Here is a 23,927-nt window from a genome sequence, read left to right as displayed (position 1 = left end):
CTCGTGGCCGGGGCGGTGCGGGCAGCGTTGCGCCGCACCGCGTGTCGCCTTCATGGATGTCGCCCGTGGGCGCCGCCGGACCGCGTCCGCCCGCGCTTGCCCGAAAAGCAGTCAAAAACCTAATGGCGTAGGTGAAATGGCGGGGCCCCGACGTCGACTTTAGTTTGCGGCTGTGTCCAAGTTGCTCAGCTTTCGCCCCGTCAGAGTCCGTTCCCTGCTGGTGTCCACGGTGTGCTGCGCACTGCCGGTGGTGGTCTGTGCCTCCGGTCCCGCCGCGGCCGCGCAGGGCCCCGCCGCCGACACGCGTGCGCGGGCCGTGGCCGGAGCCCCGCCGCTGCCGGAGGTGTCGGCGCTGTCCTGGACGGTGTCGGACGCGGCCGACGGAAAGGTCCTCGCGGCCAAGGCGCCCCACCGTCACCTGCCTCCCGCCAGCACGCTCAAGACGCTGTTCGCCGTGACCGTGCTGCCGAAGTTCCCGGCCTCCACGGTGCACACGGTGACCGGGTCCGACCTGGCCGACGTGCCGGCGGGCAGCAGCCTCGTCGGTGTGCAGCAGGGCATGCGGTACACGGTCGGCGATCTGTGGCGCGGCGCGTTCCTCGCCTCCGGCAACGACGCCGTGCACGTGCTGGCGCACATGAACGGCGGGGTGCCGCAGACGGTCCGGGAGATGCAGCGGACCGCCGAGCGCATCGGCGCGCACGACACCTCCGTGCGCTCCCCCGACGGTTTCGACACGCCCGGCCAGTACTCGTCCGCGTACGATCTGGCGCTGATCGCCCGCGAGGGCTTCAAGAACCCGGATTTCCGGCGCTACATGGGGACCAAGTGGGCGCAGTTCCCGGCGCGGGGCTCGAAGACCGGCTTCGGTATCCAGAACACCGACCGGCTCCTGGTGGGCTCGCACGGCGTGACGCCCTACCGCGGCCTGATCGGCGTGAAGAACGGTTACACCTCCCACGCGGGCAACACTCTGGTGTCGGCGGCCGAGCGGAACGGGCGCACGATCCTGGTCACGGTCATGAACCCGCAGAGCGGTTCGGGCAACGCCGTCTACGAGGAGGCCCGCGCGCTGCTCGACTGGGGCTTCGCCGCGGCGCCGCACGCACCGGCCAAGGGCTTGCTCGGCACGCCCGCCGTACACCGCACGGCGCGGCCCGGTCCCCCGGCCGTGGCCGTCGCCTCGCAGGCGCGGGCGACCGCCGGGCCGTCCGAGCTGAGCCGTCGGATCGGCCTGGGCGTGGCGATCGCCGCGCTGGCCGCTGTGCCGTTCGTGCTCGCGCGCGGGCGCCGCAAGAAGAAGGCGGGCTCGACGCCCTGACGTCCCGCGGCGCGGCGCGTTCGGGCGGCCACGGCACGCCTGCCGCGCCGAACCACCGAGGACGAGCCGACTTCTCTCCGTACGCCCCGCCACCACCACCCACACCCCCACCGCACCCACGCCCACACCCCCGCGAACGGAGCAGGCGCACATGGTGAAACCGGACGCCACATCGACGGACGAGCGCGGCAGGCGGCGCGTGCTTCCCTGGAAGCACGTCAGCCGGCTCACGCCCGCCCAGCGCCGACGGCGGAAGTTCGTCGTGCGGAGCACGGTGGCGGCGGGCGCACTGTTCGTGGGCACGGTCGGCTGGTCGCTGGGCGAGGCACTGACCTATCCGGGCGACGACAGCAACCTGGCCCGTGTCGCCGAGTGGGCGCGCGACCACCACATGGGCGCGGTCGTGGACAAGCTGGAGAACATCAAGTACGAGATGGACCCGCCGAAGGTGGGCGGTTCACTGCCGCAGAGCGCGCTGGACCGGATGAGGGCCACGGCGCAGCCCGCCCGCCACGCCACCCCCTCGCACAGCGATGTGCGGCTGCGCTCCCCCATGCGCCCGCTGGTCGAGCCCGCTCTCAAGGGTGAAGGGGTGTGGCGCGTGCTGGCCTCGGCGCACGGGGAGCCGCTGGTGCAGGGCACGTATGTGCGCCCCGACTCCGAGCACACCTCCTACCAGGCGGCCGTGGCCTGGATCAGCGCCAAGCACTCCCGGTTCGTGCTGCATCCCGGGGTGCGCGAGCCGGGGCCCGCGTTCAAGACCCCGCCGAACATTCCGCGCGGTTCGCGCACGGGTCTGCTGGCGACGTGGAACGGCGGGTTCAAGGTCTCGGACGGAGGCTCGAACGGCGGGTTCCTGCTCGACGGCAAGACGGTCGGCGATCTGCGCGACGGCGCCGCGTCCGAGGTCTTCTACCGGGACGGCTCCATCAAGATCGGGGTGTGGGGGCGCGACGTACGGATGACGCACGACGTGGTGGGAGTACGCCAGTGTCTGACCCTCATGGTCGACCACGGCAAGGTCGTCGACGACATCGACGACGACTCCTTGTGGGGCGCCACCGACCAGAGCCGGATGTTCGTGGAGCGCTCCGGCGTCGGCGTCACCGCCGAGGGCGACATCATCATGGTCGTCGGGCAGGCACTGTCGGCGCGCACGCTGGCGCGGCTGATGCAGCGCGCGGGCGCGGTGCGCGCGATGCCTCTGGACATGAACCGGGCCTGGCCGTCGTTCATGAGCTACGACGGGAGCAAGGACCCGCACAACCCGAAGCCGACGAACATCCTCGACTTCGAGAACCCGCCGACCCGCTACTACCACCTGGCGACGCGCGACTTCGTGGCGGTGTACGCGCGCTGATCCGCACCGTCAGGCGCGTACACGCCGGTGCGGTCACGTCCGTTCCTCCGCCGCCGGTGGTCCGCGGCGACGGCGGGAGCGCAGGAGCGCCGCGCCCGCCCGGTCGATGCCCGGGCGGCGGGCGGCACGCGGCGGTCACCGTACGGCTCGGGTGAGGGAACGTCCCGACCGGGCCGCCGACCGCCGGCCTTTCGTACGGATCGCTCGACGCGCGGTACACGCCCTCCCGCGCCGTAGGGGTTTCCCGACGAGCGGGGCGACGGGACCTTTCCTACAGTCGGATCATGACCTCCAGCGCGTCCCGTACGGCAGCCTCCCCGCCCGCGGCGACCACGCCCGCGGGGCGCGGGCACACCGGCCCGCTGGGCCGCGTGCCAGAGATCTTCGCGACGTTCTTCGCCGTCATCGGCCTGTACTGCGCGGTTCTCGCGCTCATCGCGCCGCTGCGCCGTCTGCTGGAGCCCTTCAGCCGGTTCCTGGACGCACTGACCGTCCCCGTCAGCCCCAACCTGGCGTACGCCGCGTTCCTCTTCCTGCTCGCCGGTGCCACGGCCGCCCGCAAGAAGGTCGCCTGGTGGATGGTGGTCGTCTACCTCGGGCTGCTGATCCTGCTCGACGCCCTCACGGTGGCGCTCGGATTCTACGCCGACGGGCTGCCGTCGCTGATCGTGTGCGTCGTGGCGTTCGCCGCGCTGATCGCGGCGCGGCGCGAGTTCTACGCGGCGACGCGGCGCGGTTCGGTGCGGCGCGCGCTCGGGGCGCTGCTCGTCGGCCTGGGCGCGGCGATCCTGGCGGGCTGGGGTCTGGTGGAGCTGTTCCCCGGCACACTCCCCTCCGGGCAGCGGCTGGCGTTCGCCGCCGACCGGGTCTGCGGTGGTCTCCTCTCGGGGCGCTTCGACGGGACGGCGCCCCGCGCGGTCCACTTCTTCCTCGGCCTGTTCGGCGCGCTCGCCCTGCTGAACGCGTGTGCGACCCTGTTCCGCTCGCAGCGCATGGAGGCGGCCCTCCACGGCGACGAGGAACCCCGCATCCGGGCGCTGCTCGCCGCGTACGGTTCGCAGGACTCGCTCGGCTACTTCGCGACCCGCCGCGACAAGGCTGTCGTCTTCTCACCCAGCGGCAAGGCCGCCATCACCTACCGCGTGGAGGCGGGCGTCTGCCTCGGCAGCGGTGACCCGGTCGGCGACCCGGAGGCGTGGCCGCACGCGATCGCCGCCTGGCTCGACGTCGCCCGCACCCACGCGTGGGCGCCCGCGGTGATGGGCGCGTCCGAGGAGGGGGCCACGGCGTTCGCGCGGGCCGGGCTCGGCGCGCTGCAACTGGGCGACGAGGCGATCGTGCACGTCGCCGACTTCGATCTGGACGGCCGTGACATGCGGGTGGCACGCCAGGCCGTCAGCAGGGTCCGGCGCACCGGCGCCACCTGCCGCGTCCGCCGCCACTCCTCGCTCACGGACGAGGAGATGGAGGAGGTCGTCGGCAAGGCCGACGCGTGGCGGGACACGGAGACCGAGCGCGGCTTCTCCATGGCGCTCGACCGGCTCGGCGACCCGCTGGACGGCGACTGTCTGCTGGTCGAGGCGCTCGACCCGGACGGCAGACTGCTCGCGCTGCTCTCCTTCGTGCCCTGGGGCCGCGACGGTGTCTCGCTCGACCTGATGCGTCGCGACCGCACCGCGCCCAACGGCGTCATGGAGTTCATGGTCGCCGAACTGTGCGACGTGGCGGGCCGGTTCGGCATCCGCCGGATCTCGCTCAACTTCGCGGTCTTCCGCTCCGTCTTCGAGGAGGGCGCCCGCATCGGCGCGGGCCCGGTGCTTCGGCTGTGGCGCAAGCTGCTGCTGTTCTTCTCCCGCTGGTGGCAGCTCGAGGCGCTGTACCGCTCGAACGCCAAGTACCACCCTCAGTGGTATCCGCGGTTCCTGTGTTATGGGGACGCGGGTGCCCTCGCCCGGATCGGTCTGGCCTCCGGTATCGCGGAGGGTTTCGTCTCCGTGCCGTCGCTGCGCCGGCTGTGGGCCAAGGGGCGCCGCCCCGCCGGGGTCACCGCGCCCGCCTCCACGGCGGGTCTTCCGCCCATCGAGGCCCTGGACCTGGCGGGCCCCGATTCGCCGGGGGCGGCCGCGGGCGGGGAGCGGCTGCCCGAGCAGGTCCGGGTGCGCCACCAGAAGGTCGAGCGGCTGCGCGCCGACGGCATCGACCCCTATCCGGTCGGTCTGCCCGAGCGCAGCCACACGCTGGCCGACATCACAGCCGAGCTCAAGGGCTCCGAGGTGACGGTCGCCGGGCGGGTCATGCTCGTGCGCGACTTCGGCGGCATCGCGTTCGTGGTGCTGCGCGACTGGTCCGGGGACCGTCAGCTCGCGTTCAGCCGTGACCGGTCGGGCCAGGACGTCGTCGACTCGTTCACGTCCGGCACCGACATCGGCGACCACATCGTGGCGACGGGCGAGGTCGGCACGAGCGACAGCGGTGAGCTGACCGTCTTCGTGACCCGCTGGACGCTCACCGGCAAGTGTCTGCGCCCGCTGCCGGACAAGCGGCGGGGCCTGGCCGACCCGGAGGCGAAGGTGCGCCGCCGCTATCTCGACCTGGTGGCGAGCCCGGACGCCCGCGCCGTGGTGCGCGCCCGCTCGGCCGCCGTCCAGGCGCTGCGCCAGGGGCTGCTGGATCGTGGCTACCTCGAGGTCGAGACGCCGATGCTCCAGCAGATCCACGGCGGTGCCAACGCCCGCCCGTTCACCACCCACATCAACGCCTACGACCTCGACCTGTATCTGCGCATCGCGCCCGAGCTGTATCTCAAGCGTCTGTGCGTCGGCGGCATGGAGAAGGTCTTCGAGATGGGCCGCACCTTCCGCAACGAGGGCGTCTCGTACAAGCACAACCCGGAGTTCACGATGCTGGAGGCCTATCAGGCCTTCGCCGACTACGACGTGATGCTGCGTCTGACGCAGGAGCTCATCCAGGGCGCGGCGACCGCCGCGTTCGGCTCGCCCGTCGCCCACCACGGCGGGACCGAGCACGACATCTCGGGCTCCTGGCCGGTGAAGACGGTGTACGGGGCGATCTCCGAGGCGCTGGGCGAGGAGGTGGACGCCGGCACCGGAGCCGACCGGCTCAGGCGGCTGTGCGACGACGCCGGGGTGCCGTACACGCCGGACGACGAGCGCGGCGACATCGTCCTGGAGATGTACGAGCGGCTCGTCGAGGAGAAGACCGGGCTGCCCACGTTCTACAAGGACTTCCCCACCGACGTGTCACCGCTGACCCGCCAGCACCGTCGCGACCCGCGGCTCGCCGAACGCTGGGACCTGGTCGCGTTCGGTACCGAACTGGGCACCGCGTACAGCGAGTTGACTGATCCGGTCGAGCAGCGGCGGCGGCTGACGGCGCAGTCGCTGCTGGCCGCGGGCGGCGACCCGGAGGCGATGGAACTCGACGAGGACTTCCTCGACGCGTTGGAGTACGCGATGCCGCCGACCGGCGGGCTCGGCATCGGAGTCGACCGTCTTGTCATGTTCCTCACCGGCAGGACGATCCGGGAGACCCTGCCGTTCCCGTTGGTGCGGCGGCAGTGACGGGCGGCGGCGGGCGGCGCGGACGACGGACCCGGCCGGTCAGCGCCACGGTCTTGGTCATGGAGTTCCGCACGAACCAGTACGTACCGCGGCCGAGGCGAAACGCTCAACACATCTGACCAAATTGATCGTATTGAACGAAACGAAGTGATCGATAGACTCGCGGGACCGTCTCACCTCGCCAGAGACCGTCTCACCTCATCAGGGGGCCGCGTGCGTCAGCATGTCGATCAGCGCCATGCGCAGATTCTCGAACTCGTCCGCAGCCGCGGCAGCGTCCGTGTCGCCGAACTCGCCGACGAACTGGGGGTTTCCGCCGTCACCCTGCGCCGCGACATCGAGGCGCTGGCGCAGCGCGGGCGGGTGAACCGGCTGCACGGTGTCGTCGTGTGGCCGCAGGAACGGCCGCGGCACTCACCGGACAGCAGGGGCCGCCGGGTCGGCATGATCGTGCCGACGACCGACTACTACTACGCGGACGTGGTGCGTGGCGCGCGGGAGGTCGTCGAGGCGCGGGGCGCGCGGCTGGCGGTCGCACTCTCGGACTATCTGCCGGGCGAGGACGAGACGCAGGCCCGCCGGCTGCTCGCGGCGGGCGCGGACGGGCTGCTGCTCACGCCCACATGGGAGGACGGCACGGCGCCGCACGGTGAGGGCGACTGGGTGGCCGGGCTCGGTGTGCCGACCGTCCTGGTGGAGCGGACGGCGCCGCACGGCCATCCGGCGGCCGCTCTCGACCGGGTCCGTTCCGATCACGCGTACGGCAGCGCGGAGGCGTTGCGGCATCTCGCCTCGTTGGGCCACCGGCGTATCGCGCTGGCGCTGCGGCCGACGCCGACCAGCCCCCGTCTGCGGGCCGGCTGCCGGTCCGCGATCGAGGCGCTGGGGCTGGAGGAGGCGCCGCCGTCGTCGCTGGACGAGAATCCGGCGCGCGGCACGGCCGAGCGGTTCGAGCGGACGGCGGCGTACCTGCGCGAGGCGGTCACCGAACACGGCGTCACGGCGGCGCTCGTCCACACCGACGGGGACGCGGTGGCCGTCATCCCCCGGCTCCGGGAACAGGGCGTCCGGGTTCCCGAGGACCTGGCCGTGGTGGCGTACGACGACGAGATCGCGGCCGTCGCTGACATCCCGGTGACCGCTGTCGCCCCGGCCAAGCGGGCGATCGGGGCGCGGGCGGCGGCGCTGCTGCTCTCGCGCCTCGACGCCTCGAACCCGCTCGGCGGGGTGCGCCAGCACCTGGATCTGCTGCCGACGTTGACGGTCCGCATGTCGTGCGGGGCGCACCTCTCCTCATGACGATCGTTTCGACCGTTTCGGTTGTTCGCTCTTGACGGTGATCGAACGCAGTCGAAGGATGTGCGCAACCCACCCCGCCGCCCCAGGCCATGTAGGAGCCCGTCCATGACGCGTACACCCCGCCCGTCCCGCCTTGCCCGGACAGCCGTGACCTCCTCCGCCGTCTCGCTGCTGCTGCTCACCACCGCCTGTGGCGGCGGGGGCAGCGACAAGGCGGGGGGCGAGGGCGACGGCAAGCCGGTCACCATCACCTACTGGTCGGCCACCACGGGCGCCAAGGAGACGGTCGACGCGTTCAACAAGACCCACCACGACGTCAAGGTGAAGTTCTCGCTGGTGCCCAGCGGCCCCGACGGCGTCACCAAGCTCACCAACGCGGTCAAGGCCGGCAACGCGCCGGACGTGACCACGATGGACTACTCGGAGCTGCCCGAGTTCGCCGGTCAGGGCAACCTGCAGGACCTCTCGGGTGCGGCGGGGGCGTTCGTGAAGGCGAAGTTCCCGGACAACATGCAGTCGTTGGTCAACCTCGGCGGCAAGACCTGGGCGGTGCCCTTCGACGTGACGCCGCTCGAACTGTTCTACCGCAAGGACCTCTTCAAGAAGTTCGGTGTCGCCGTGCCGACGACCTGGGCCGAGTACCGCAAAGCCGCCGAGAAGATCCACAAGGCGGACCCGAGCGTACGCATCACCAACTTCGGCGGCGGCGACCCGGCCCTGCTCGCCGGTCTGGCCTGGCAGGCCGGGGCCCACTGGTACAGCATCTCGGGCGACGCCTGGAAGGTCGACATCGACGACGCGGCCTCCCGCAAGGTCGCCGCGTACTGGGACGGCCTCCTCAAGGACGACCTCGCCTCCAAGACGCCGTTGTGGAGCAAGGACGAGACCTCCGAACGCGCGAACGGCAAGGTGGCGACCGTCATCGGCGCGGCGTGGAGCGCGAGCGGATTCCCCACCAACTACCCCGCGCTGAAGGGTAAGTGGGGCATCGCCCCGCTGCCCACGTGGGACGGCCGCGCGGCGACCGGCATGTATGGCGGTACGTCGTACGTGGTGCCCAAGGGCAGTGCGCACAGGGACGCCGACGTCGAGTTCATCAAGTGGGTGACCACGGACCCGGCCGCGATGCGGGCGCGCCTGTCCTCGCAGAAGCTGCCGAGCAGCGCACTGCCCGCGAACCGGCAGATGCAGGCTGTGGCGGAGAAGGCGTACGACGGCTCGTACTTCCCCGGCCAGGACGTCTACAAGCTCGCCGAGAACGCGGCCGCCACGATCGTGCCTGGCTGGACCTGGGGGCCTGTGCACCAGCAGGTCAACAGCGCCCAGAACGCCACCGGAGCCGACCACACGAAGTCACTGACGGTCGGTCAGGCCACCGCTGAGAAGTCCATCGAGGCGCGCGGCATGAACCTCGCCAAGTAAGTAGCCAAGCAGCCAAGCAGCCAGACCATCAGGCAGCCGAGCAGCGCCCGCGCCGTCCTAGGAGAACCACGGTGGCACCCCCTCTGTCCCGGCCGCTGCAAGCGGCTCCCCGTCCGCACAGGCTCCGGCGCGGCGAGCGCTCGGCCGTCGGCCTGTTCGTCGTCCCGTTCTTCGTCCTCTTCACTCTCGCCACCCTCGTGCCGGTCGGCTACGCGGTGTGGATGAGCCTGTTCGAGGAGGAGAGCTCCGGGCTCGGATTCGGCGGCACCCACCGGGTGTTCGCCGGGTTCGGCAACTACGCCCACGCCCTCACCGACAGCGACTTCCTGCGTTCCTTCGCCCATGTCGCGGCGTACTGCGCCGTGTACATTCCGGTCATGGTCGGCGGGGCGCTGCTGATCGCCCTGCTGATCGACTCGGCCATGGCGCGGGCCCGCCGGTTCTTCCAGATCGCCACGTTCCTGCCGCACGCGGTTCCGAGCGTGATCGCGTCCCTGATCTGGCTCTACCTGTACACGCCCGGCCTCAGCCCGATCACGGACCTGCTCGGCCGCCTCGGCGCCCACGTCGACTTCTTCGGGAGCGGCACGGTGCTGCTGTCCGTCATCAACATCTCGGCGTGGCAGTGGATCGGCTACAACGTGATCATCTTCTACGCAGCGCTCCAGGCGATCGGCCGCGAGACGCTGGAGGCGGCGCGGATCGACGGAGCGCACGAGACGCGCATCGCGTGGAGCGTGAAGATCCCCATGATCCGGCCGACGGTCGTGCTCACCCTGTTGTTCACCGGAGTCGGCGCCATCCAACTGTTCGACGCCCCGATGCTGCTGCAGAGCCGGGCCATCACGATGGGCACCAGCTGGACACCGACCATGTTCATCTACGACGCCGCCTTCCGCGGCCACGACTACGGTCTGGCGGCGGCCGGTGCGCTGCTGCTCGCCCTCGTCGCGGGGGGCCTCTCGTTCGTCGTGACGAAACTCGGCAACCGCTGGAAGGAATCATGAGCGCCCAGCTGACCGCCCCCCAGACGCCCGCCGCGGCACCGGCCGCCGAGCCGGCCGGCCGACGGCCGCGCCGCGGCACCTTCGGCCTCGCCTCGAAGGCCCTCGTCAACGGCCTGCTCGCGATCAGTGCCGTGTACACGCTGGCACCGCTGGCCTGGCTGCTGATCGCGTCGTCCAAGAACCGCAAGGACCTGTTCTCGACGAGCCCGTACAGCGTCGGCGAGTTCCACCTCCTGCGAAACCTCTCCGACCTGTTCGGTTACGACGACGGCATCTATCTGCGCTGGCTCGGCAACACCGTGCTGTACACCGTCGGTGGCGCGTTCCTCACCACGGTCATCTCGGTGGCCTGCGGGTACGCCTTCGACAAGTACGTGTTCAAGGGCAAGGAGAAGCTGTTCGGGCTCGTGCTGGTCGGAATCCTGGTGCCGTCCACCGTGCTGTCCCTGCCGCTGTATCTGCTCGCCTCGCGCACGGGTCTCGTGAACACGTACTGGGCCGTTCTGATCCCGAGCCTCGTCAACCCGTTCGGGGTGTATCTCGCCCGGGTGTTCTCGGCCGGATACGTCCCCGGAGAGGTGCTCGAGGCGGCGCGGATGGACGGCTGCGGCGAGGTGCGCACGTTCGCGCGTGTCTCGCTGCCGATGCTGGCGCCCGGATTCGTGACGATCTTCCTGTTCTCGTTCACCGCCGCCTGGAACAACTTCTACAGCTCGCTCATGATGCTCAACGATCAGAACCTGTACCCGGTCAACCTCGGCCTGTACGCCTGGAGCCAGAACACCCATCAGCAGCCCGAGCTGTACTCGCTCGTCATCGTCGGCTCCCTGGTGGCGGTCGTGCCGCTGATCGTCGCCTTCCTCTGTCTCCAGCGCTTCTGGCGCTCCGGCCTGACCTCGGGAGCCGTCAAGTGACCCACCGCCCCCACACCGTGCTCGCGATGAGCGAGGACACCCGGACCGCCGTGCTGCCCCCGCACCTGCTGCGCCGGCTGACCGAGGTCGCGGACCTCGATCCGGCGCTGCTCGTCGTCGACTTCGCGGCCGAGCGCCCCGGCGCACGCGACGCGCTGGGCCGGGCCGAGGTGCTGTTCACCGGCTGGGGCTGTCCGCGGCTCGACAGCCGGGCGCTGGCCGCGATGCCCCGGCTGCGGGCCGTGGTGCACGCCGCAGGCAGCGTCAAGCACCATGTGACGGAGTCCTGTTGGCAGCGAGGCATCGTGGTGTCGACGGCCGCCGCGGCCAACGCGCTGCCCGTCGCCGAGTACACGCTCGCCGCGATCCTCTTCGCCAACAAGCGGGTCCTGCACTCGGCCCACGCCTACCGAGCCGTCCGCACACGTGTCCCGCTGCTCGACCGCTATCCTGACGTCGGCAACTACCGGCGCACGGTGGGCATCGTCGGCGCCTCCCGGATCGGGCGCCGTGTCATCGAGCTGCTCGCACCGTTCGATCTGCGGGTCCTGGTGCACGACCCGTATCTGGACGCCGACGGCGCGGCCGCGCTCGGCGTGGAGCGGGTGGGCCTGGACGAGCTGGTGGAGCGCAGCGACGTGGTGAGCCTGCACGCCCCCGCGCTCCCCGACACACGGAAGCTGTTCGACGCGCCGCGGCTGGCCCGGATGCGGACCGGCGCCACGCTCGTCAACACGGCGCGGGGCTCCCTGGTGGACACCGAGGCGCTCACCGAGGAGTGCCGTACAGGGCGGCTGCACGCGGTGCTCGACCACACGGACCCGGAGGTGCTGCCCGCCGACTCACCGCTCTACCGGCTGCCGAACGTGCTGCTCACCCCGCATGTGGCGGGCTCACTCGGCGGTGAGCTGCACCGGATGGCCGAGTCGGCCGTGGACGAGCTGGAGCGGTACGCGCGCGGTGAGCCGCTGCGGCACCGCATCGACCCGCGCACGCTGGCCCGCTCGGCGTGACCGTCCACCGGGCGTGCCGGCTCGGGCGCTGCCCGGGGCTCACGCGTCGAGCACCAGGTCCGACATCGGGACGGCCTGGCATGCGAGGGCCCGCGCCTCGGGGAGGTCGTCGGGCGGCTCCACCAGGTGGGCCACGTCCCCGGCGAGCACCCGGCAGGCGCAGCTCTCGCACTGGCCGACCCGGCAGCCGCTCGGCAGCCGCACGCCGGCGCGTTCACCGAGGTCGAGGAGGGGGCCGTCGCCCTTGTGCCACGTCGCCTCGCGGCCGGAACGGGCGAAGCGGACGGTGAAGCGGGCGTCGTCGGGCAGGTCGACGGTGCGGCGGGCCGCGCGGAACGTCTCGGTGAAGATCTCGAAGCGCGGCACGCCCCGCTCGCACAAGGCCCCGGTGAGCGCCGTGAGCATCGGCTGGGGACCGCACAGGTAGAACCGTGCGCGCTGCTCGACGAGGCGTGGGTCGACGGCGTCGGCCGCAATGGGCCCCACATGGTCCACGACCGTCAACTGCGGTATCACCTGCGCCAGTTCCCTCAGCCGCTCACGGAAGGCGTACGTGGCGTCGGAGGCGTTTGCGTAGTGCAGGACGACCGGTGCTGTGGCGCGGCCGGTGGCGGCGAGGGTCTCCAGGTGGCCGAGGAACGGCGTGATGCCGATGCCGCCGGCGAGCAGCACCACGGGCGCGTGTCCCTCGGTGGGCAGGCAGAACACGCCCGAGGGCGCGGTCAGTCGGAGCCGGTCGCCCACCTTCAGCCGGTCGTGGACGTACGAGGAGAACACGCCGCCGGCCTCACGCCGCACCGCGAGCCGGTACTCGGTGCGTTCGGCGTCGACGGCGGACCCGGTCAGCGAATAGCTGCGCCTGACCCCCGGCAGGGCGTCGGAGGCGACGGTGACGTGCTGGCCGGGGCGGTGGTCGGGCAGCGGCAGCGGTCCGCCGTCGGCGGGAGCGAGACAGAGGGTGAGTACGTCGTCCCCTTCGTTGCCGAGTCGGGTCACCGTGAACGGGCGCAGGCCCGCCCAGTTGCGGTCGTCCGGCGCGGGCCGCACCTGGCACGGGCTCTCGCGCAGCGGGACCGAACCGCTGAGCGGGTCGGTGGCGGTGGCGTCGACGAGCCGGTTGACGTTGCTTCCGCCGTCGGCGAGCGGGTCGGTGGCGGGCAGACCGAGGTCGGGCGCGGACTGCCACCAGCCGTACTCGGCGACGACGACTCCCGGATGCAGCGAGGCGTCGAACCGGGCCCGCATCCGCACGCTGCCGAGCCGTGTGGACAGCCGTACCCACTGCCCCTCGTGGATGCCGCGGTCGGCGGCGGTGCGCGGGTGGAGCTCCAGGTACGGGTCGGCGGCGCGGCGGCGCAGCGAGGCGACCGAGCGGTGCTGGCTGTGGACGAACCCGCCGTGCTTGGCGCAGGTGAGGACGAGCGGGAAGGCGGCGTCGGGCGGGGCCGGGGCGCGGTGTTCCGGCACGGGCGGGTAGCCGTGGTCGAGCAGCCGCTGCGAGTACAGTTCGACGCGGCGCGTCGGCGTGTCGAACCCGGCGACCGTCCCGTCCTGTGCGGTACGGGCGTAGCCGCGCCCGGGGACGTCGCGCGCCATCCGTACGCCGCCCGGCGTGGCTCGCAATTGCCGGGTGGTCAGGCCGAGCGGTTCGAGCTGCCAGTTCCACGCGGCCTCGACGTCGCCGTCGAAGAACAGGTCACCGAGCCCGAGCCGGCAGGCCAGGTCGAAGACCACGTCGGTGTCCGAGCGCGACCGGCCCTGCGGCGCGACGACCCGCGGCCTGAGCTGGACGTGTTCCTGCGCGCGGTGGCTCACCTCGAAGCCGAAGCGCATGGCCTCGCGCTCGTAGGCGCTGTTGACCGGCAGCACGATGTCGGCACTCGCGCCGGTCGGTGAGGCGAACAGGTCGAGGTGGACCTGGAAGTCGAGGGCGCGCAGCGCGCGGGCGGTGCGTTCGGAGTCCGGCTGGGCGACGACGAGGTTGGAGCCGAAGGCGATCAACGCGCGCACCGGGTACGGGTCGTGCTCCTCGATGGCACGGCACACGTCGGCCATGGCGACGTACCCGGAGGTCTGTGGCCCAAGTAGGTGCCGGTCGAGGCCGAGCGCCTTGGCGCGCTGTCCCGCGGCCCACAGGCCGGGGTCGTCGGCCCGGCGGTAGGGCGGCGGTGGCGAGACGATGTTGCCGCCCCGCGCGTCGTGCGAGCCGGTGAGGGCGCGCAGCGTGGCGACGGCCCGCTCGGTCTGCGTGGCGTTGGCGCTCTGCGCGATGCCGGTCCAGCCGTAGTACGCGACCGAGCCGGCCGCGCCGATCGCGTCGGCCAGCGCGCGGATCTCCCGCTCGGGGATCCAGGTGGCGCGGGCCACCCGCTCCACGGGCCACCGGGCGCAGGCGTCCGCGTACTCCTGGAAGGCGGGAGCGCAGGTCACCTCGCCGCGGCGGGTGGGCACGCGCACGGTGCCGGTGAGCGCGAACCGCTCGGGGGCGACGGCCGTGCGCCGGGTGTCGTACGGTGTGGGCCGCCCGGCGCCGGTGTCCCAGACCACGAACGCCTCGGTGTCGTCGCAGGAGTCACCGGCGAGTTCGTCGGCGCCCAGAAAGCGGCCGGTGTCGCGGCGTACCAGCAGCGGGGCGTTGGTCCATGACCGTACGAACTCCTCGTCGTAGGTGCCGTTCTCTATCAGCAGGTGGGCGAGCCCCAGGGCGAGCGCGGCGTCGGCGCCCGGCCGTACCCGCAGCCAGTGGTCGGCGGCGAGCGCGGTGGTGGAGCGGCGCGGGTCGACGACGGCGAGTCGGGCGCCGCGGGCCTGCGCGTCGGCGAGGGCCGCGGACTGGGCGAGCCAGGTCTTGGCGGGGTTGAAGCCCCACAGCAGCGCGAGGTCGGTGTGCGCGTAGTCGGGCGGGGGCAGCGGGCAGCCGAAGGTGTGGAGGTGGGCGCCGTCCTTGTGCCAGTTGCAGATCTCGGCGCTGTAGACGGTGTTGGGGCTGCCGAAGGAGCGTACGAGGCGTTCGATCCACTCGGTGGCGTCGCAGAGGGAGGTTCCGCTCGGGGTGCCGACGGCGAAGGCCACGGACTCCGGCCCGCTCTCGGCCGCGATCTCGCGCATCCGGCGGGCGATCTCGTCCATCGCCTCGTCCCAGGAGACGGGCTGCCAGCCGGGGTCGGGGTCCGACTTGGGGTTGGTGCGGCGCAGGGGTGTGGTGAGGCGGTGCGCGCAGTGGGCGATCTCGGCGGCCGCCCGGCCCTTGGGGCACATCGCGGCGCCGGTGGGGTGACCCGGGTCGGGGCGCACACCGGTGATCCGGCCGCGCTCGACGGTGTAGATCGCCCCGCAGCGCGACTTGCACAGCGTGCAGAACCCGCGCACCTCCTCGACCTGGGCGTCCTCCACCTGGCCAGACATCCGGACCTCCCGACGCGTGCGCCCGTTCTCCCTGCTCCCCTCCAGCCAACACCGGGTGAGCGCGGAAATCTCCCGGCGTTGGTCCCCCGCCGGCGGGGCGAAGGTCCGGTGCGGGGCGGGGCGCCGTGCCCGGGCCCGCCGTGCACGGGGCGTCGCGTGCCTCACGCACGGACCTGTCCATCCGTGGTGCGTGGCCGTACCATCCCGCTGCACGCGTCAGCACTTCGGCAGGACAGCACGACCGCAGGACAGCACATCCGCAAGGCAGTTCATTCGTACGGCAGCACATCCGCACGTGTCCCGTCCGCCGACCGCGGGAGACCCCCATGCGCCGTCGCCTCTCCTTCCTCCTCACCGTCCCCGTCCTCCTCGCCGGGCTGCTGGCCGCGGCTCCGGCGGCCACCGCCGCCGCTCCCTTCGCCGCGAGCGCCCACCGCCCGGTGATCCTCGTGCACGGCTACAACGCGGACCCCGGCGTGTGGGGTCAGTTCGCCGACGACCTGAAGGCGTCCGGGTACCAGGACGACGAGGTGTTCCGGTGGGGCTACGACACCTCCCGGTCTGTCAACGAGGTCCTCGCGGGGCAGTTCGCCGCGTACGTGGACAGCGTGCGGGCGCAGACGGGTGCCGACCAGGTCGACATCGTCGCCCACTCCTTCGGCAGCCTGCCCACCCGCTGGTACCTGAAGTTCGGCGGCGGCGCCACCCACGTGGCGCACTGGGTCTCGCTCGGCGGCCCCAACCACGGCACGTACACGGCGTGGGCGTGCGCCCTCTGGTCGCAGGCGTGCCGCGACATGTCGCCCGGCAGCTACGTCCAGGACCGTCTCGCCTCCGGCGACGAGACACCGGGCGGCACCCGGTACGCGACGTTCTGGTCCAGCTGCGACGAGGTCATCGACCCCGACGACAGCGTCCCGTTGAGCGGTGCCACCAACACCGCGGCCGGCTGCCTGGCCCACAACGACCTGCTGACGGACGACGGCGTCTCGCAAGGAGTGCGTTCGTTCCTCGCGTCCTGACCTTGGGTACGCTCCGCCTGTACGACAACCCGGGCGAAAGGAACACGTGCAGGTCATGGGGCGTCAGAAGTGGTGGTGGGGGCGGAGCTTGACCGCCGTGGCCGTGGCCGGGCTCGCGGTGACGGGCTGCTCGGCGTCCGGGGACGGCGCGGCGGGACCGGTGTCGGGGTCGACGCCCTCGTCCTCCGGGTCGCCGGGCGCCGGGGGCGGCCCCGCGGACGAGCACACGACGTTGCCGGGCCTGCCCACGGCGCGGCGGGCCGAGTCGGAACTGTCGGGCCTGAAGGTCGCGCCGCACGGCTCGATGAACGGCTACAGCCGCGCCAAGTTCCCACACTGGGCGCAGCAGGGCGACGACTGCGACACCCGCGAGGTGATTCTTCGGCGCGACGGCACGGACGTGAAGCGCGACAGCCAGTGCCGTGCCGTGTCGGGTCACTGGGTCAGCGCCTACGACGACAAGGTGTTCACGGACTCCTCCGACCTGGACATCGACCACATGGTGCCGCTGGCCAACGCGTGGCGCTCCGGGGCCGCGTCGTGGACGCAGGAGCGGCGGAAAGCTTTCGCCAATGACCTGACCCATCCTCAGCTGCTGGCGGTCTCCGCCGCCTCCAACCGGTCCAAGGGCGACCAGGGCCCTGACGAGTGGCAACCACCGGCCAAGGCGTACTGGTGCACGTACGCGCGGGCGTGGGTGTCGGTGAAGTCGACGTACGAGCTGACGGTGACGCGGGCCGAGAAGAACGAGCTGGGCGAGATGCTCGGCACGTGTGAGGCGTCGTGAGCGGCGGCGAGGCCGGGGGCGCGGGCGGCGGTGAGCCCGAGCGGCTCGTCGAGGACGTGGCGGCGGGACCCGGCGGGGCGATGACGGACGAGGTCGGCGTGGTCACCGGTGACCTGACCGTGGCCACGGCCCGCCGCGCCGACGGCCGCGCCGAGGTCGCGGTCCAGTACACCGGGGCGGACGAGTGGTACACGCTCACCGGGAGCCCGGTCGCCGCGCCGCCCGGCGGCCTCGCGGCGCTGCATCGGGAGGTCGTGGCGCGGGTGCGGCGCGGCGGCGGCGCCCAGGCGTCGGGCCCTGCGGAGTCGGCGGACTGACGGGGTGCGGGCAACACGGGCCTGCCGCGCGCGGTGGTCCACGTCGCCGACGTTTCCCGGAGCGCCCGAGTTTTCCGTGTTGCTCGCGTTTCCCGTGTTGCCTGCGCTGCCCACGTTGCCCGCTCCCCCGTGCTGCCCGTGTTCCCCGTGCTGCCCGCAGGGGCCTACCCGGCGGTCCGGCACAGGCGCCGCAGCGCGGTCCGGGCGGGCGGCCCCCAGGTCGCCTTGCCGCCGGGCTCGCCGCGCAGCCCCGCCGCACCGACGAGCAGGCCGCCGAAAGCGCGCAGCACCGCCCAGCCGCGGGCGCGGCGCAAGGTGGCGGGGTCCGGGGCCGGGCGGTACGCGCGGTGGAACCGGTCGACGGCGGCGGTGTCCGGCAGCAGCGCCCACGCGGCGGACAGGTCGCAGGCCGGGTCGCCGGTGCAGAGGTCACCGAAGTCGATGACGCCGCAGAACGTGCCGTCGGCCGTGAGGATGTTGGCCGAGTGGAGGTCGCCGTGCAGCCACAGCGGCGGTCCCGACCAGACGGGCGCGCGAACGGCGTCGTCCCAGACGGCGCGGACGGCGGCCGGGTCGGGTACGAGGGCGAGTTCGGTGGCCGAGGCAAGCCCCTGCTCGAACTGCTCGTCGAGGTCGGCCAGCGGCCCGCCCCTGCCGCGACCGGCCGGCGCCCCGGCGGGAGCGGGGGCGTGCAGGGCCGTCAGGAAGGCGGCGAGCGCGTCGGCGGCGGCCTCGCCGCGGGTGGCCGGCGCGCGGTCGGCCGCCGTGCCCGGCACCCAGGTGGTCACGATCCAGGGGTGCGGCAGCAGGCCGGACGGCTCGCCCAGGCGTTGCGGCACGGGCACGGGCAGCGGCAGGCGCGGGGCGAGCTTCGGCACCCAGGCGTGTTCCTTGCGCAGCAGCGCCCCCGCGTCCCGCGTCGCCCAGGGCAGCCGTACGGCGAGGTCGTCGCCGAGCCGCCACAGCTGGTTGTCCCACCCCCGCGCGCCGAGCCGCACGGGCCGCGCGGCGAGGTCGGGGTGCTGATCGCGCAGCAGGTCCCGGACCAGCTCCGCGGTGATCTCGGTCTCGGTGTACGTCATGGGGGTGCACGGTACCCGGACGCCCGTGCGGGACCGGTGTGACCGGGCGGAACCAGGGCGGGGCTCGACCCGCCGTCAGGACGGCGTCGCCCCGGATCCGCGTTCGCCGGGACGGCCGGGGCGGCCGGGGCGGGACGGCGGTCAGGGTTTGAGGAAGACCTTGATGGCGCGGCGCTCGTCCATCGCCTTGTACGCCTCGGCGACCTGCTCCAGGGGCAGCGTCAGGTCGAAGACCCGGCCCGGGTCGATGCGGCCCCGCAGCACCCGGTCGACGAGGTCGGGCAGGTAGCGCCGCACCGGGGCGGGCCCGCCGCGCAGGCCGACGTGCGAGGAGAAGAGCTCCTGGCCGTCGACGGCGACGCCGTGCGGCACCCCGACGAACCCGACGGTGCCGCCGGGCCGCGCCGAGCGCAGGGCCTGCCCCATGGCCTCGGCGGTGCCGACGCACTCCAGCACGCTGTCGGCGCCGGTCCCGTCGGTGAGCTCCTTGATCCGTGCCACGCCCTCGTCACCACGCTCGGTGACGATGTCCGTGGCCCCGAACGACCGGGCAAGCTCCTGCCGCGGCGCGTGGCGGCTCATGGCGACGATCCGCTCGGCACCCATCTCCTTGGCGGCGATGACGGCACACAGGCCGACCGCGCCGTCGCCCACCACCACCGCGGTGGTACCGGGCCTGACCTCGGCGGCGTCGGCGGCCCACCAACCCGTGCCCATCACGTCGGAGACGGCCAGGAGTCCGGGCCAGTACTCCTCGCCGGGCGGCTCCTGGGTGGCGACGAGCGTCCCCTGGGCGTTCGGGATGCGGATGTACTCGGCCTGGCAGCCGCTCATGAACTCGCGGTTCAGGCAGTTCGACTGGAAGCCGCGCCGGCAGTTGGGGCACGTGTTGTCCGAGGTGGCGAAGGAGCCCACGACGAACTGTCCCGGCCGTACCGCGGTGACCTCGCTGCCGACCTCCTCCACGAACCCGATGTACTCGTGCCCGATGGGGCGCGGACCGTTCGTCTCGTCGGCCCCTCGGTACGGCCACAGGTCGGAGCCGCAGACACAGGTGGCGGCCGTGCGGACGACGGCGTCGGTCGGATGGAGGATCTTCGGGTCTTCGAGCGTCTCGAAACGTACGTCTTCGGGGGCGTGAATCACTGCTCCGCGCATCACATGTCCTCACGTGCCGGATGTCTCTGCCTGGCCCTCCCCCAGCTAACCCGCTTTCCGGCCGTCGCGCGCGGCGGTGTTCGGCGGTGCCGGGCCCGGACCGTGACCGCGTGGGCGGCCCCCGTCCGAACTTCACTCTCCTGCCCGGCCGCATCGGTGGCCCTACCGTCCCCCGCCGCCCGACCCTGTGGGTGACACCCGAACGGAAGGGGATGTGTGCGCCATGCACTGGGAGACGGTGGGACAGCTGGCGGCCGCGGCGTGTCTGGGCACGTTCGTCGGCCTGGAGCGTGAGCTGGAGGCCAAGTGGGCGGGGCTGCGCACCCACATGCTCGTGGCGCTCGGCTCCGCCCTGTTCACCATCGCCGGGTACGACGTGGTCAGCTCACACACCGACCCCGTCCGGCTCGCCGCCCAGGTCGCCTCCGGCATCGGTTTCCTGGGCGCGGGCGCCATCATGCGCGGTGGCCTGACCGTCCACGGCCTGACGACCGCCGCGACACTGTGGCTCACGGCGGCCGTCGGCGTCGCCGTGGGCCTGCACTCCTGGACACCGGCCGTCGCCGCGACGGCCATCACCGTCGTCGTCCTGCGCGTGGTCAAACGGGCCGAGGAACGTGTCTCCGTCGTCCACCCCACCGTCCTGCTCACCGCGGACCTCGCGCCCGGCACGAGCCCGGACGACATCGCCGGAGCCATCGAGGAGCGACTGCCGGGATCGCGCACCATGAAGGTGACCGCGTCGGCCTCCGAGGTCAGCCTGCAGATGCTGGTGCGCCCCGGCCCCGAGGAGACCCTGGCCGAACTGAGCGGGCGGCTCCTCGCCATCGAGGGACTGACCGGCGTCAGCCTCGGCGGCGAGTGACCGAGGCGCCGCCCGCGCCCGGCCCCGGGAAGGTACGGCCGCCCGTTCTCACCGCCGTCGGGTGCCGAAGATCGAGCGGGAGATCTCGCGGCCCAGCTGCGTACCCATCGACCGTGCCAGGGACTTGAAGATTGGGCTGCCGACCACCTGGTCCACGAGTGAGGCGTCGGACCGCGCTCGGCCGCCGCCGTCGCGTGCGGCCGCCCGAGCCTGCTTCTCTTCCTGGGCGGCCCGCTGCTCCTGCTGTTGCCGCGCCTGCGACTCGGCCTCCCGCGCGGTGAGTTTCTCGTACGCGGACTCCTCGTCCACGGCGTGCGCGTAGCGCGCGTACAGCGGCGACGTCCTGACCGCCCGGTCGAGGGTGTCCTCCTCCAGCGGGCCCATCAGCGACTCGGGCGCGCGCAGCCGTGTCGCCGCGACCGGCGTGGGCGCGCCCTTCTCGCTGAGCACGGTCACCACGGCCTCACCGGTGCCGAGTCCTGTGAGGGTCTCCTCCAGGTCGTACGGCGAGTCGGGGAAGGTCTTCACGGTGGCGCGCAGCGCCTTCTGGTCGTCGGGGGTGAAGGCGCGCAGCGCGTGCTGCACCCGGTTGCCGAGTTGCCCGAGGACGTCGGCGGGCACGTCCTTGGGGGTCTGTGTCACGAAGAAGATGCCGACGCCCTTGGAGCGGATGAGGCGTACGGTCTGGGTGATCGACTCCAGGAACGCCTTTCCGGCCCCGTCGAACAGCAGATGTGCCTCGTCGAAGAAGAACACCAGCTTGGGCTTGTCCAGGTCACCGGCCTCGGGCAGGGTGTTGAACAGGTCGGCGAGCAGCCACATCAGGAACGTCGAGAACAGCTGTGGCTTGTCCCGCACGGCGGGTAGTTCGAGCACCGAGATCTGCCCACGCCCGTCGGGGGCGGTGCGCAGGAACTCGCTCACGTCGAACTCGGGTCTGCCGAAGAACGGTTCCATGCCCTGGGCCTCGAAAGTGGTCAGGGAGCGCAGGATGACGCCGGCGGTGGCGCTGGACAGGCCGCCGATGTTCTTCAGCTCCGCCTTGCCCTCGTCGGAGACGAGGAAGCCGACGACGGCCTTGAGGTCCTTGATGTCGTCGAGTTCGAGGCCCTTTTGGTCCGCGTAGTGGAAGATCAGGCCGAGCGACTGCTCCTGTGTCCGGTTGAGCTGGAGGACCTTGGAGAGCAGTACGGGTCCGAAGCTGGTGGTCGTGGCCCGCACCGGGATGCCGGTACCGATGCCGCCGAGCGCGTAGAACTCGCACGGGAAGCCCGTGGCGGTCCACTGCTGGCCCACGTCGGCGGCGCGCTCGCGCACCTTGCCGTTCTCTTCGCCGGGCGCCGCGACCCCGGAGACGTCGCCCTTGATGTCGGCGAGGAAGACGGGCACGCCCTGCGCCGACAGCTGCTCGGCGATGAGCTGTAGCGTCTTGGTCTTGCCGGTGCCGGTCGCACCGGCCACGAGGCCGTGCCGGTTCAGCATCGACAGGGGAATGCGGATGCGGGCGTCCGGGAGGCACTGCTCGTTCCAGAGCAGCGCGCCCAGGTCCAGGGCCTCGCCGCTGAACGCGTACCCGGAGGCGATCTCCAGCGCCTCCCGCGGCAGCGCGGCGGCGCCGGTCCCCGCTTCGGAGCCGGGGGCCTGGGCGGGCGGTGTCGCGGCGGGCGGTGTCGCGAAGTGGCTCTCGGTCATCTCGGGGCCTCTGTTCCCGCTCGGGCGGCGTCGTCAGCCGGTTCGGCGAACCGTCGTGCCCTGGTCGGGGCACCGATGCCCAGCCTCGCACCGCGCCGCCGCGACTGCGCCCGGAGAACGTTGCGCGGTACGCCTCCCGTGTGATCGGCGGGCGTGCGGGAGACGTACGCGAACGGCGCCGGTCACGGTCGTCCGCGTACCTGCGGCGGATCCGGCCGTGGACGTACGTCGGCCGTGACGTGAGAAATCGCCTCGCGGGTCCGCGATCCCGTCAGTCGACGCGCCGCCCGGCTCGCAGGACGCTCAGGCAGCGGCGGGGTACCCGGTCGCCCATCCTCGTGCGGACGCGCTCGGCGACCGCGTCGAGCAGGGCCTCGCGGATGTCGTGGTCGAGCCTGAGATACGGGGACTGCGAGCGCAGGAGATCGGCGAAGGCGGTCCCGTCGAGCCACTGGACGGTCGGACACCAGCGGACCACCGTCGGGCCGAACAGCTCTTCTGGGTCCTCCACCGCGCCCCAGCCCGCGTCGCAGGCGCGCACCTCGTCCTCCAGCGGCGGATGACCCCAGTCGGGGTTTTCGGGGCTGTACCGCTCGTGGAGATCGGCGGTCTCGGCGTAGACCTCCGGCTCCCCCGGACGGCGTACGACGACATGGCCGAGCAGCGCCGCCCAGCCGCCGGGTCGGAGCACGTCGTGCGCCCGGCGCCAGCCGACGGACGGGTCGACCCAGTGCCACGACGAGGCGGCCACGAGGACGTCGAAGCGACGACCGCGGTCGTCCCACTCCTCGAACGCCGCCGTCTCGACGGCGACCTCGCGCACAGCACCGAGTCTGCGGCGGGCGAGCGCGGCCATCCGCGCGCCCGGTTCGAGGGCCGTCACCGAGCAGCCGAGCGCGGCCAGCTGGCCCGTCGCCTGACCCGTGCCGCACCCCACCTCCAGCACCGACGCCCCCTCGCCGACGCCCGTGACGGCGGCGAGGTCCGCGAAGAGCGCGTCCGGGTAACCGGGCCGCACCCGGTCGTAGAGCTCCGCCACCTCGTCGAAGAGCCGTCCGACGGCGTACCGGTCCGGCCGGGGCTGGGGATGCCGCGTCATGGTGTGCCAAAGTAGCCGTTCACCCGGAGGGCAGGAACGACCCGGCATGAAAGACGGCATGAGGACAGTGGCGGAAGTCGACGCCTTCGTGGCCGCGGCGCACGCGGGAGGGGTCGACAAGATCGGCGTGCCCTACGTGGCGCACGTGCGGGCGGTGGCGGCGGGGCTCGCGCCGTTCGGCCCGCGTCTTCAGATGGCCGGCCTGCTGCACGACGTCATCGAGGACACGGCGTGGACGGCGCGGCAGCTGCGGGCCGAGGGGGTCCCCGCACAGGTCGTCGAGATCGTCGAGCGTGTCACCAACCAGCCCGGCACGCCCTACGAGGAGAAGATCCGGCGCATCTCCACGTGCCGCGACGCGACGCTCGTCAAGATCGCCGACAACGCGCACAACAGCCGCGCCGACCGGTCGGCGCGGCTGCCGCGGGAGCAACGGGCCCGGCTGGCCGCCAAGTACCGTGCCGCGCGGGACGTCCTGTGGGCGGCGGTGGGCCGGGACGAGACCGAGGCCATCGTCTCCCTGGTCAATCCCCTGCTCCTGGCGGAACTCCGCTGACCCGCGGCACGGGCTGCACGGGCCACG

Annotated in this window: 18 protein-coding genes; 13 read left to right on the top strand and 5 right to left on the bottom strand. The window is 72.5% G+C overall.

Features of this window, described 5'->3' with window-relative positions:
- Window positions 1-172 precede the first annotated feature (172 nt).
- From OFY01_RS23495 to OFY01_RS23460, 8 genes are all read left to right on the top strand, one after another.
- Window positions 173-1,321, top strand: a complete 1,149-nt coding sequence (locus OFY01_RS23495) for a D-alanyl-D-alanine carboxypeptidase family protein (protein ID WP_323135550.1) — start codon at window positions 173-175, stop codon at window positions 1,319-1,321.
- A gap of 151 nt (window positions 1,322-1,472) precedes the next feature.
- Window positions 1,473-2,681, top strand: coding sequence for a phosphodiester glycosidase family protein (locus OFY01_RS23490; RefSeq protein WP_266603043.1), 1,209 nt, complete (start codon window positions 1,473-1,475; stop codon window positions 2,679-2,681).
- 284 nt (window positions 2,682-2,965) lie between these two features.
- Window positions 2,966-6,262: a bifunctional lysylphosphatidylglycerol synthetase/lysine--tRNA ligase LysX gene (lysX, locus tag OFY01_RS23485; RefSeq protein WP_266603041.1), complete on the top strand. Its 3,297-nt coding sequence runs from the start codon at window positions 2,966-2,968 to the stop codon at window positions 6,260-6,262.
- Between the two features lie 213 nt (window positions 6,263-6,475).
- Window positions 6,476-7,561 (top strand): substrate-binding domain-containing protein, encoded by a 1,086-nt coding sequence (locus OFY01_RS23480; protein ID WP_266603039.1) that lies wholly within the window; start codon window positions 6,476-6,478, stop codon window positions 7,559-7,561.
- Between the two features lie 105 nt (window positions 7,562-7,666).
- Entirely contained in the window at window positions 7,667-8,983 is a 1,317-nt protein-coding gene (locus OFY01_RS23475) for an ABC transporter substrate-binding protein (RefSeq protein ID WP_266603037.1), read from the top strand.
- Between the two features lie 71 nt (window positions 8,984-9,054).
- Complete coding sequence (locus OFY01_RS23470) at window positions 9,055-9,990, top strand: carbohydrate ABC transporter permease (RefSeq protein WP_266603035.1); 936 nt, start codon at window positions 9,055-9,057, stop codon at window positions 9,988-9,990.
- Window positions 9,987-10,904: a carbohydrate ABC transporter permease gene (locus OFY01_RS23465; RefSeq protein ID WP_266603033.1), complete on the top strand. Its 918-nt coding sequence runs from the start codon at window positions 9,987-9,989 to the stop codon at window positions 10,902-10,904. Before OFY01_RS23470 ends, OFY01_RS23465 begins: the two co-directional genes overlap by 4 nt.
- Before the next feature lie 26 nt (window positions 10,905-10,930).
- Window positions 10,931-11,917, top strand: coding sequence for a hydroxyacid dehydrogenase (locus tag OFY01_RS23460; RefSeq protein WP_266603058.1), 987 nt, complete (start codon window positions 10,931-10,933; stop codon window positions 11,915-11,917).
- Between the two features lie 39 nt (window positions 11,918-11,956).
- Here OFY01_RS23460 and OFY01_RS23455 read toward each other — a convergent pair whose 3' ends face one another.
- Window positions 11,957-15,322 carry a molybdopterin-dependent oxidoreductase gene (locus OFY01_RS23455; RefSeq protein ID WP_266603031.1) on the bottom strand — a complete coding sequence of 1,122 codons (3,366 nt, stop codon included), beginning with the start codon at window positions 15,320-15,322 and terminating at the stop codon, window positions 11,957-11,959.
- A 326-nt stretch (window positions 15,323-15,648) separates the two neighbouring features.
- On the opposite strand from OFY01_RS23455, the gene OFY01_RS23450 reads away from it, so the two are divergent.
- The 3 genes from OFY01_RS23450 to OFY01_RS23440 all read left to right on the top strand — a co-directional run bounded on the left by OFY01_RS23450 (window position 15,649) and on the right by OFY01_RS23440 (window position 17,448).
- Window positions 15,649-16,344 (top strand): esterase/lipase family protein, encoded by a 696-nt coding sequence (locus OFY01_RS23450; protein WP_266603029.1) that lies wholly within the window; start codon window positions 15,649-15,651, stop codon window positions 16,342-16,344.
- Window positions 16,345-16,399: 55 nt separating this feature from the next.
- A complete protein-coding gene (locus OFY01_RS23445) occupies window positions 16,400-17,131 on the top strand; it encodes an HNH endonuclease family protein (protein ID WP_266603027.1) in 732 nt (243 codons plus the stop codon).
- A gap of 80 nt (window positions 17,132-17,211) precedes the next feature.
- Window positions 17,212-17,448 (top strand): hypothetical protein, encoded by a 237-nt coding sequence (locus OFY01_RS23440; RefSeq protein ID WP_266603056.1) that lies wholly within the window; start codon window positions 17,212-17,214, stop codon window positions 17,446-17,448.
- A 164-nt stretch (window positions 17,449-17,612) separates the two neighbouring features.
- On the opposite strand, the gene OFY01_RS23435 is transcribed toward OFY01_RS23440, so the two are convergent.
- Complete coding sequence (locus OFY01_RS23435; protein ID WP_266603025.1) at window positions 17,613-18,530, bottom strand: phosphotransferase; 918 nt, start codon at window positions 18,528-18,530, stop codon at window positions 17,613-17,615.
- Between the two features lie 141 nt (window positions 18,531-18,671).
- Complete coding sequence (locus OFY01_RS23430) at window positions 18,672-19,688, bottom strand: zinc-dependent alcohol dehydrogenase family protein (protein WP_266603023.1); 1,017 nt, start codon at window positions 19,686-19,688, stop codon at window positions 18,672-18,674.
- Window positions 19,689-19,911: 223 nt separating this feature from the next.
- On the opposite strand from OFY01_RS23430, the gene OFY01_RS23425 reads away from it, so the two are divergent.
- Window positions 19,912-20,553 (top strand): MgtC/SapB family protein, encoded by a 642-nt coding sequence (locus OFY01_RS23425; RefSeq protein WP_266603021.1) that lies wholly within the window; start codon window positions 19,912-19,914, stop codon window positions 20,551-20,553.
- Window positions 20,554-20,601: 48 nt separating this feature from the next.
- On the opposite strand, the gene OFY01_RS23420 is transcribed toward OFY01_RS23425, so the two are convergent.
- Together OFY01_RS23420 and OFY01_RS23415 are read right to left on the bottom strand one after the other, a co-directional pair.
- The gene (locus tag OFY01_RS23420; RefSeq protein WP_266603019.1) at window positions 20,602-22,245 is read right to left on the bottom strand and encodes a helicase HerA-like domain-containing protein; all 1,644 of its coding nucleotides are present in this window, start codon (window positions 22,243-22,245) and stop codon (window positions 20,602-20,604) included.
- A 271-nt stretch (window positions 22,246-22,516) separates the two neighbouring features.
- Entirely contained in the window at window positions 22,517-23,344 is an 828-nt protein-coding gene (locus OFY01_RS23415; protein WP_266603017.1) for a class I SAM-dependent methyltransferase, read from the bottom strand.
- A gap of 58 nt (window positions 23,345-23,402) precedes the next feature.
- On the opposite strand from OFY01_RS23415, the gene OFY01_RS23410 reads away from it, so the two are divergent.
- Window positions 23,403-23,900 (top strand): HD domain-containing protein, encoded by a 498-nt coding sequence (locus tag OFY01_RS23410; protein WP_266603054.1) that lies wholly within the window; start codon window positions 23,403-23,405, stop codon window positions 23,898-23,900.
- Window positions 23,901-23,927 lie beyond the last annotated feature (27 nt).

It is taken from the genome of Streptomyces beihaiensis (assembly GCF_026274175.1).
Lineage (GTDB): Bacteria > Actinomycetota > Actinomycetes > Streptomycetales > Streptomycetaceae > Streptomyces > Streptomyces beihaiensis.
This window is presented reverse-complemented; position numbering and strand designations above follow the sequence as displayed.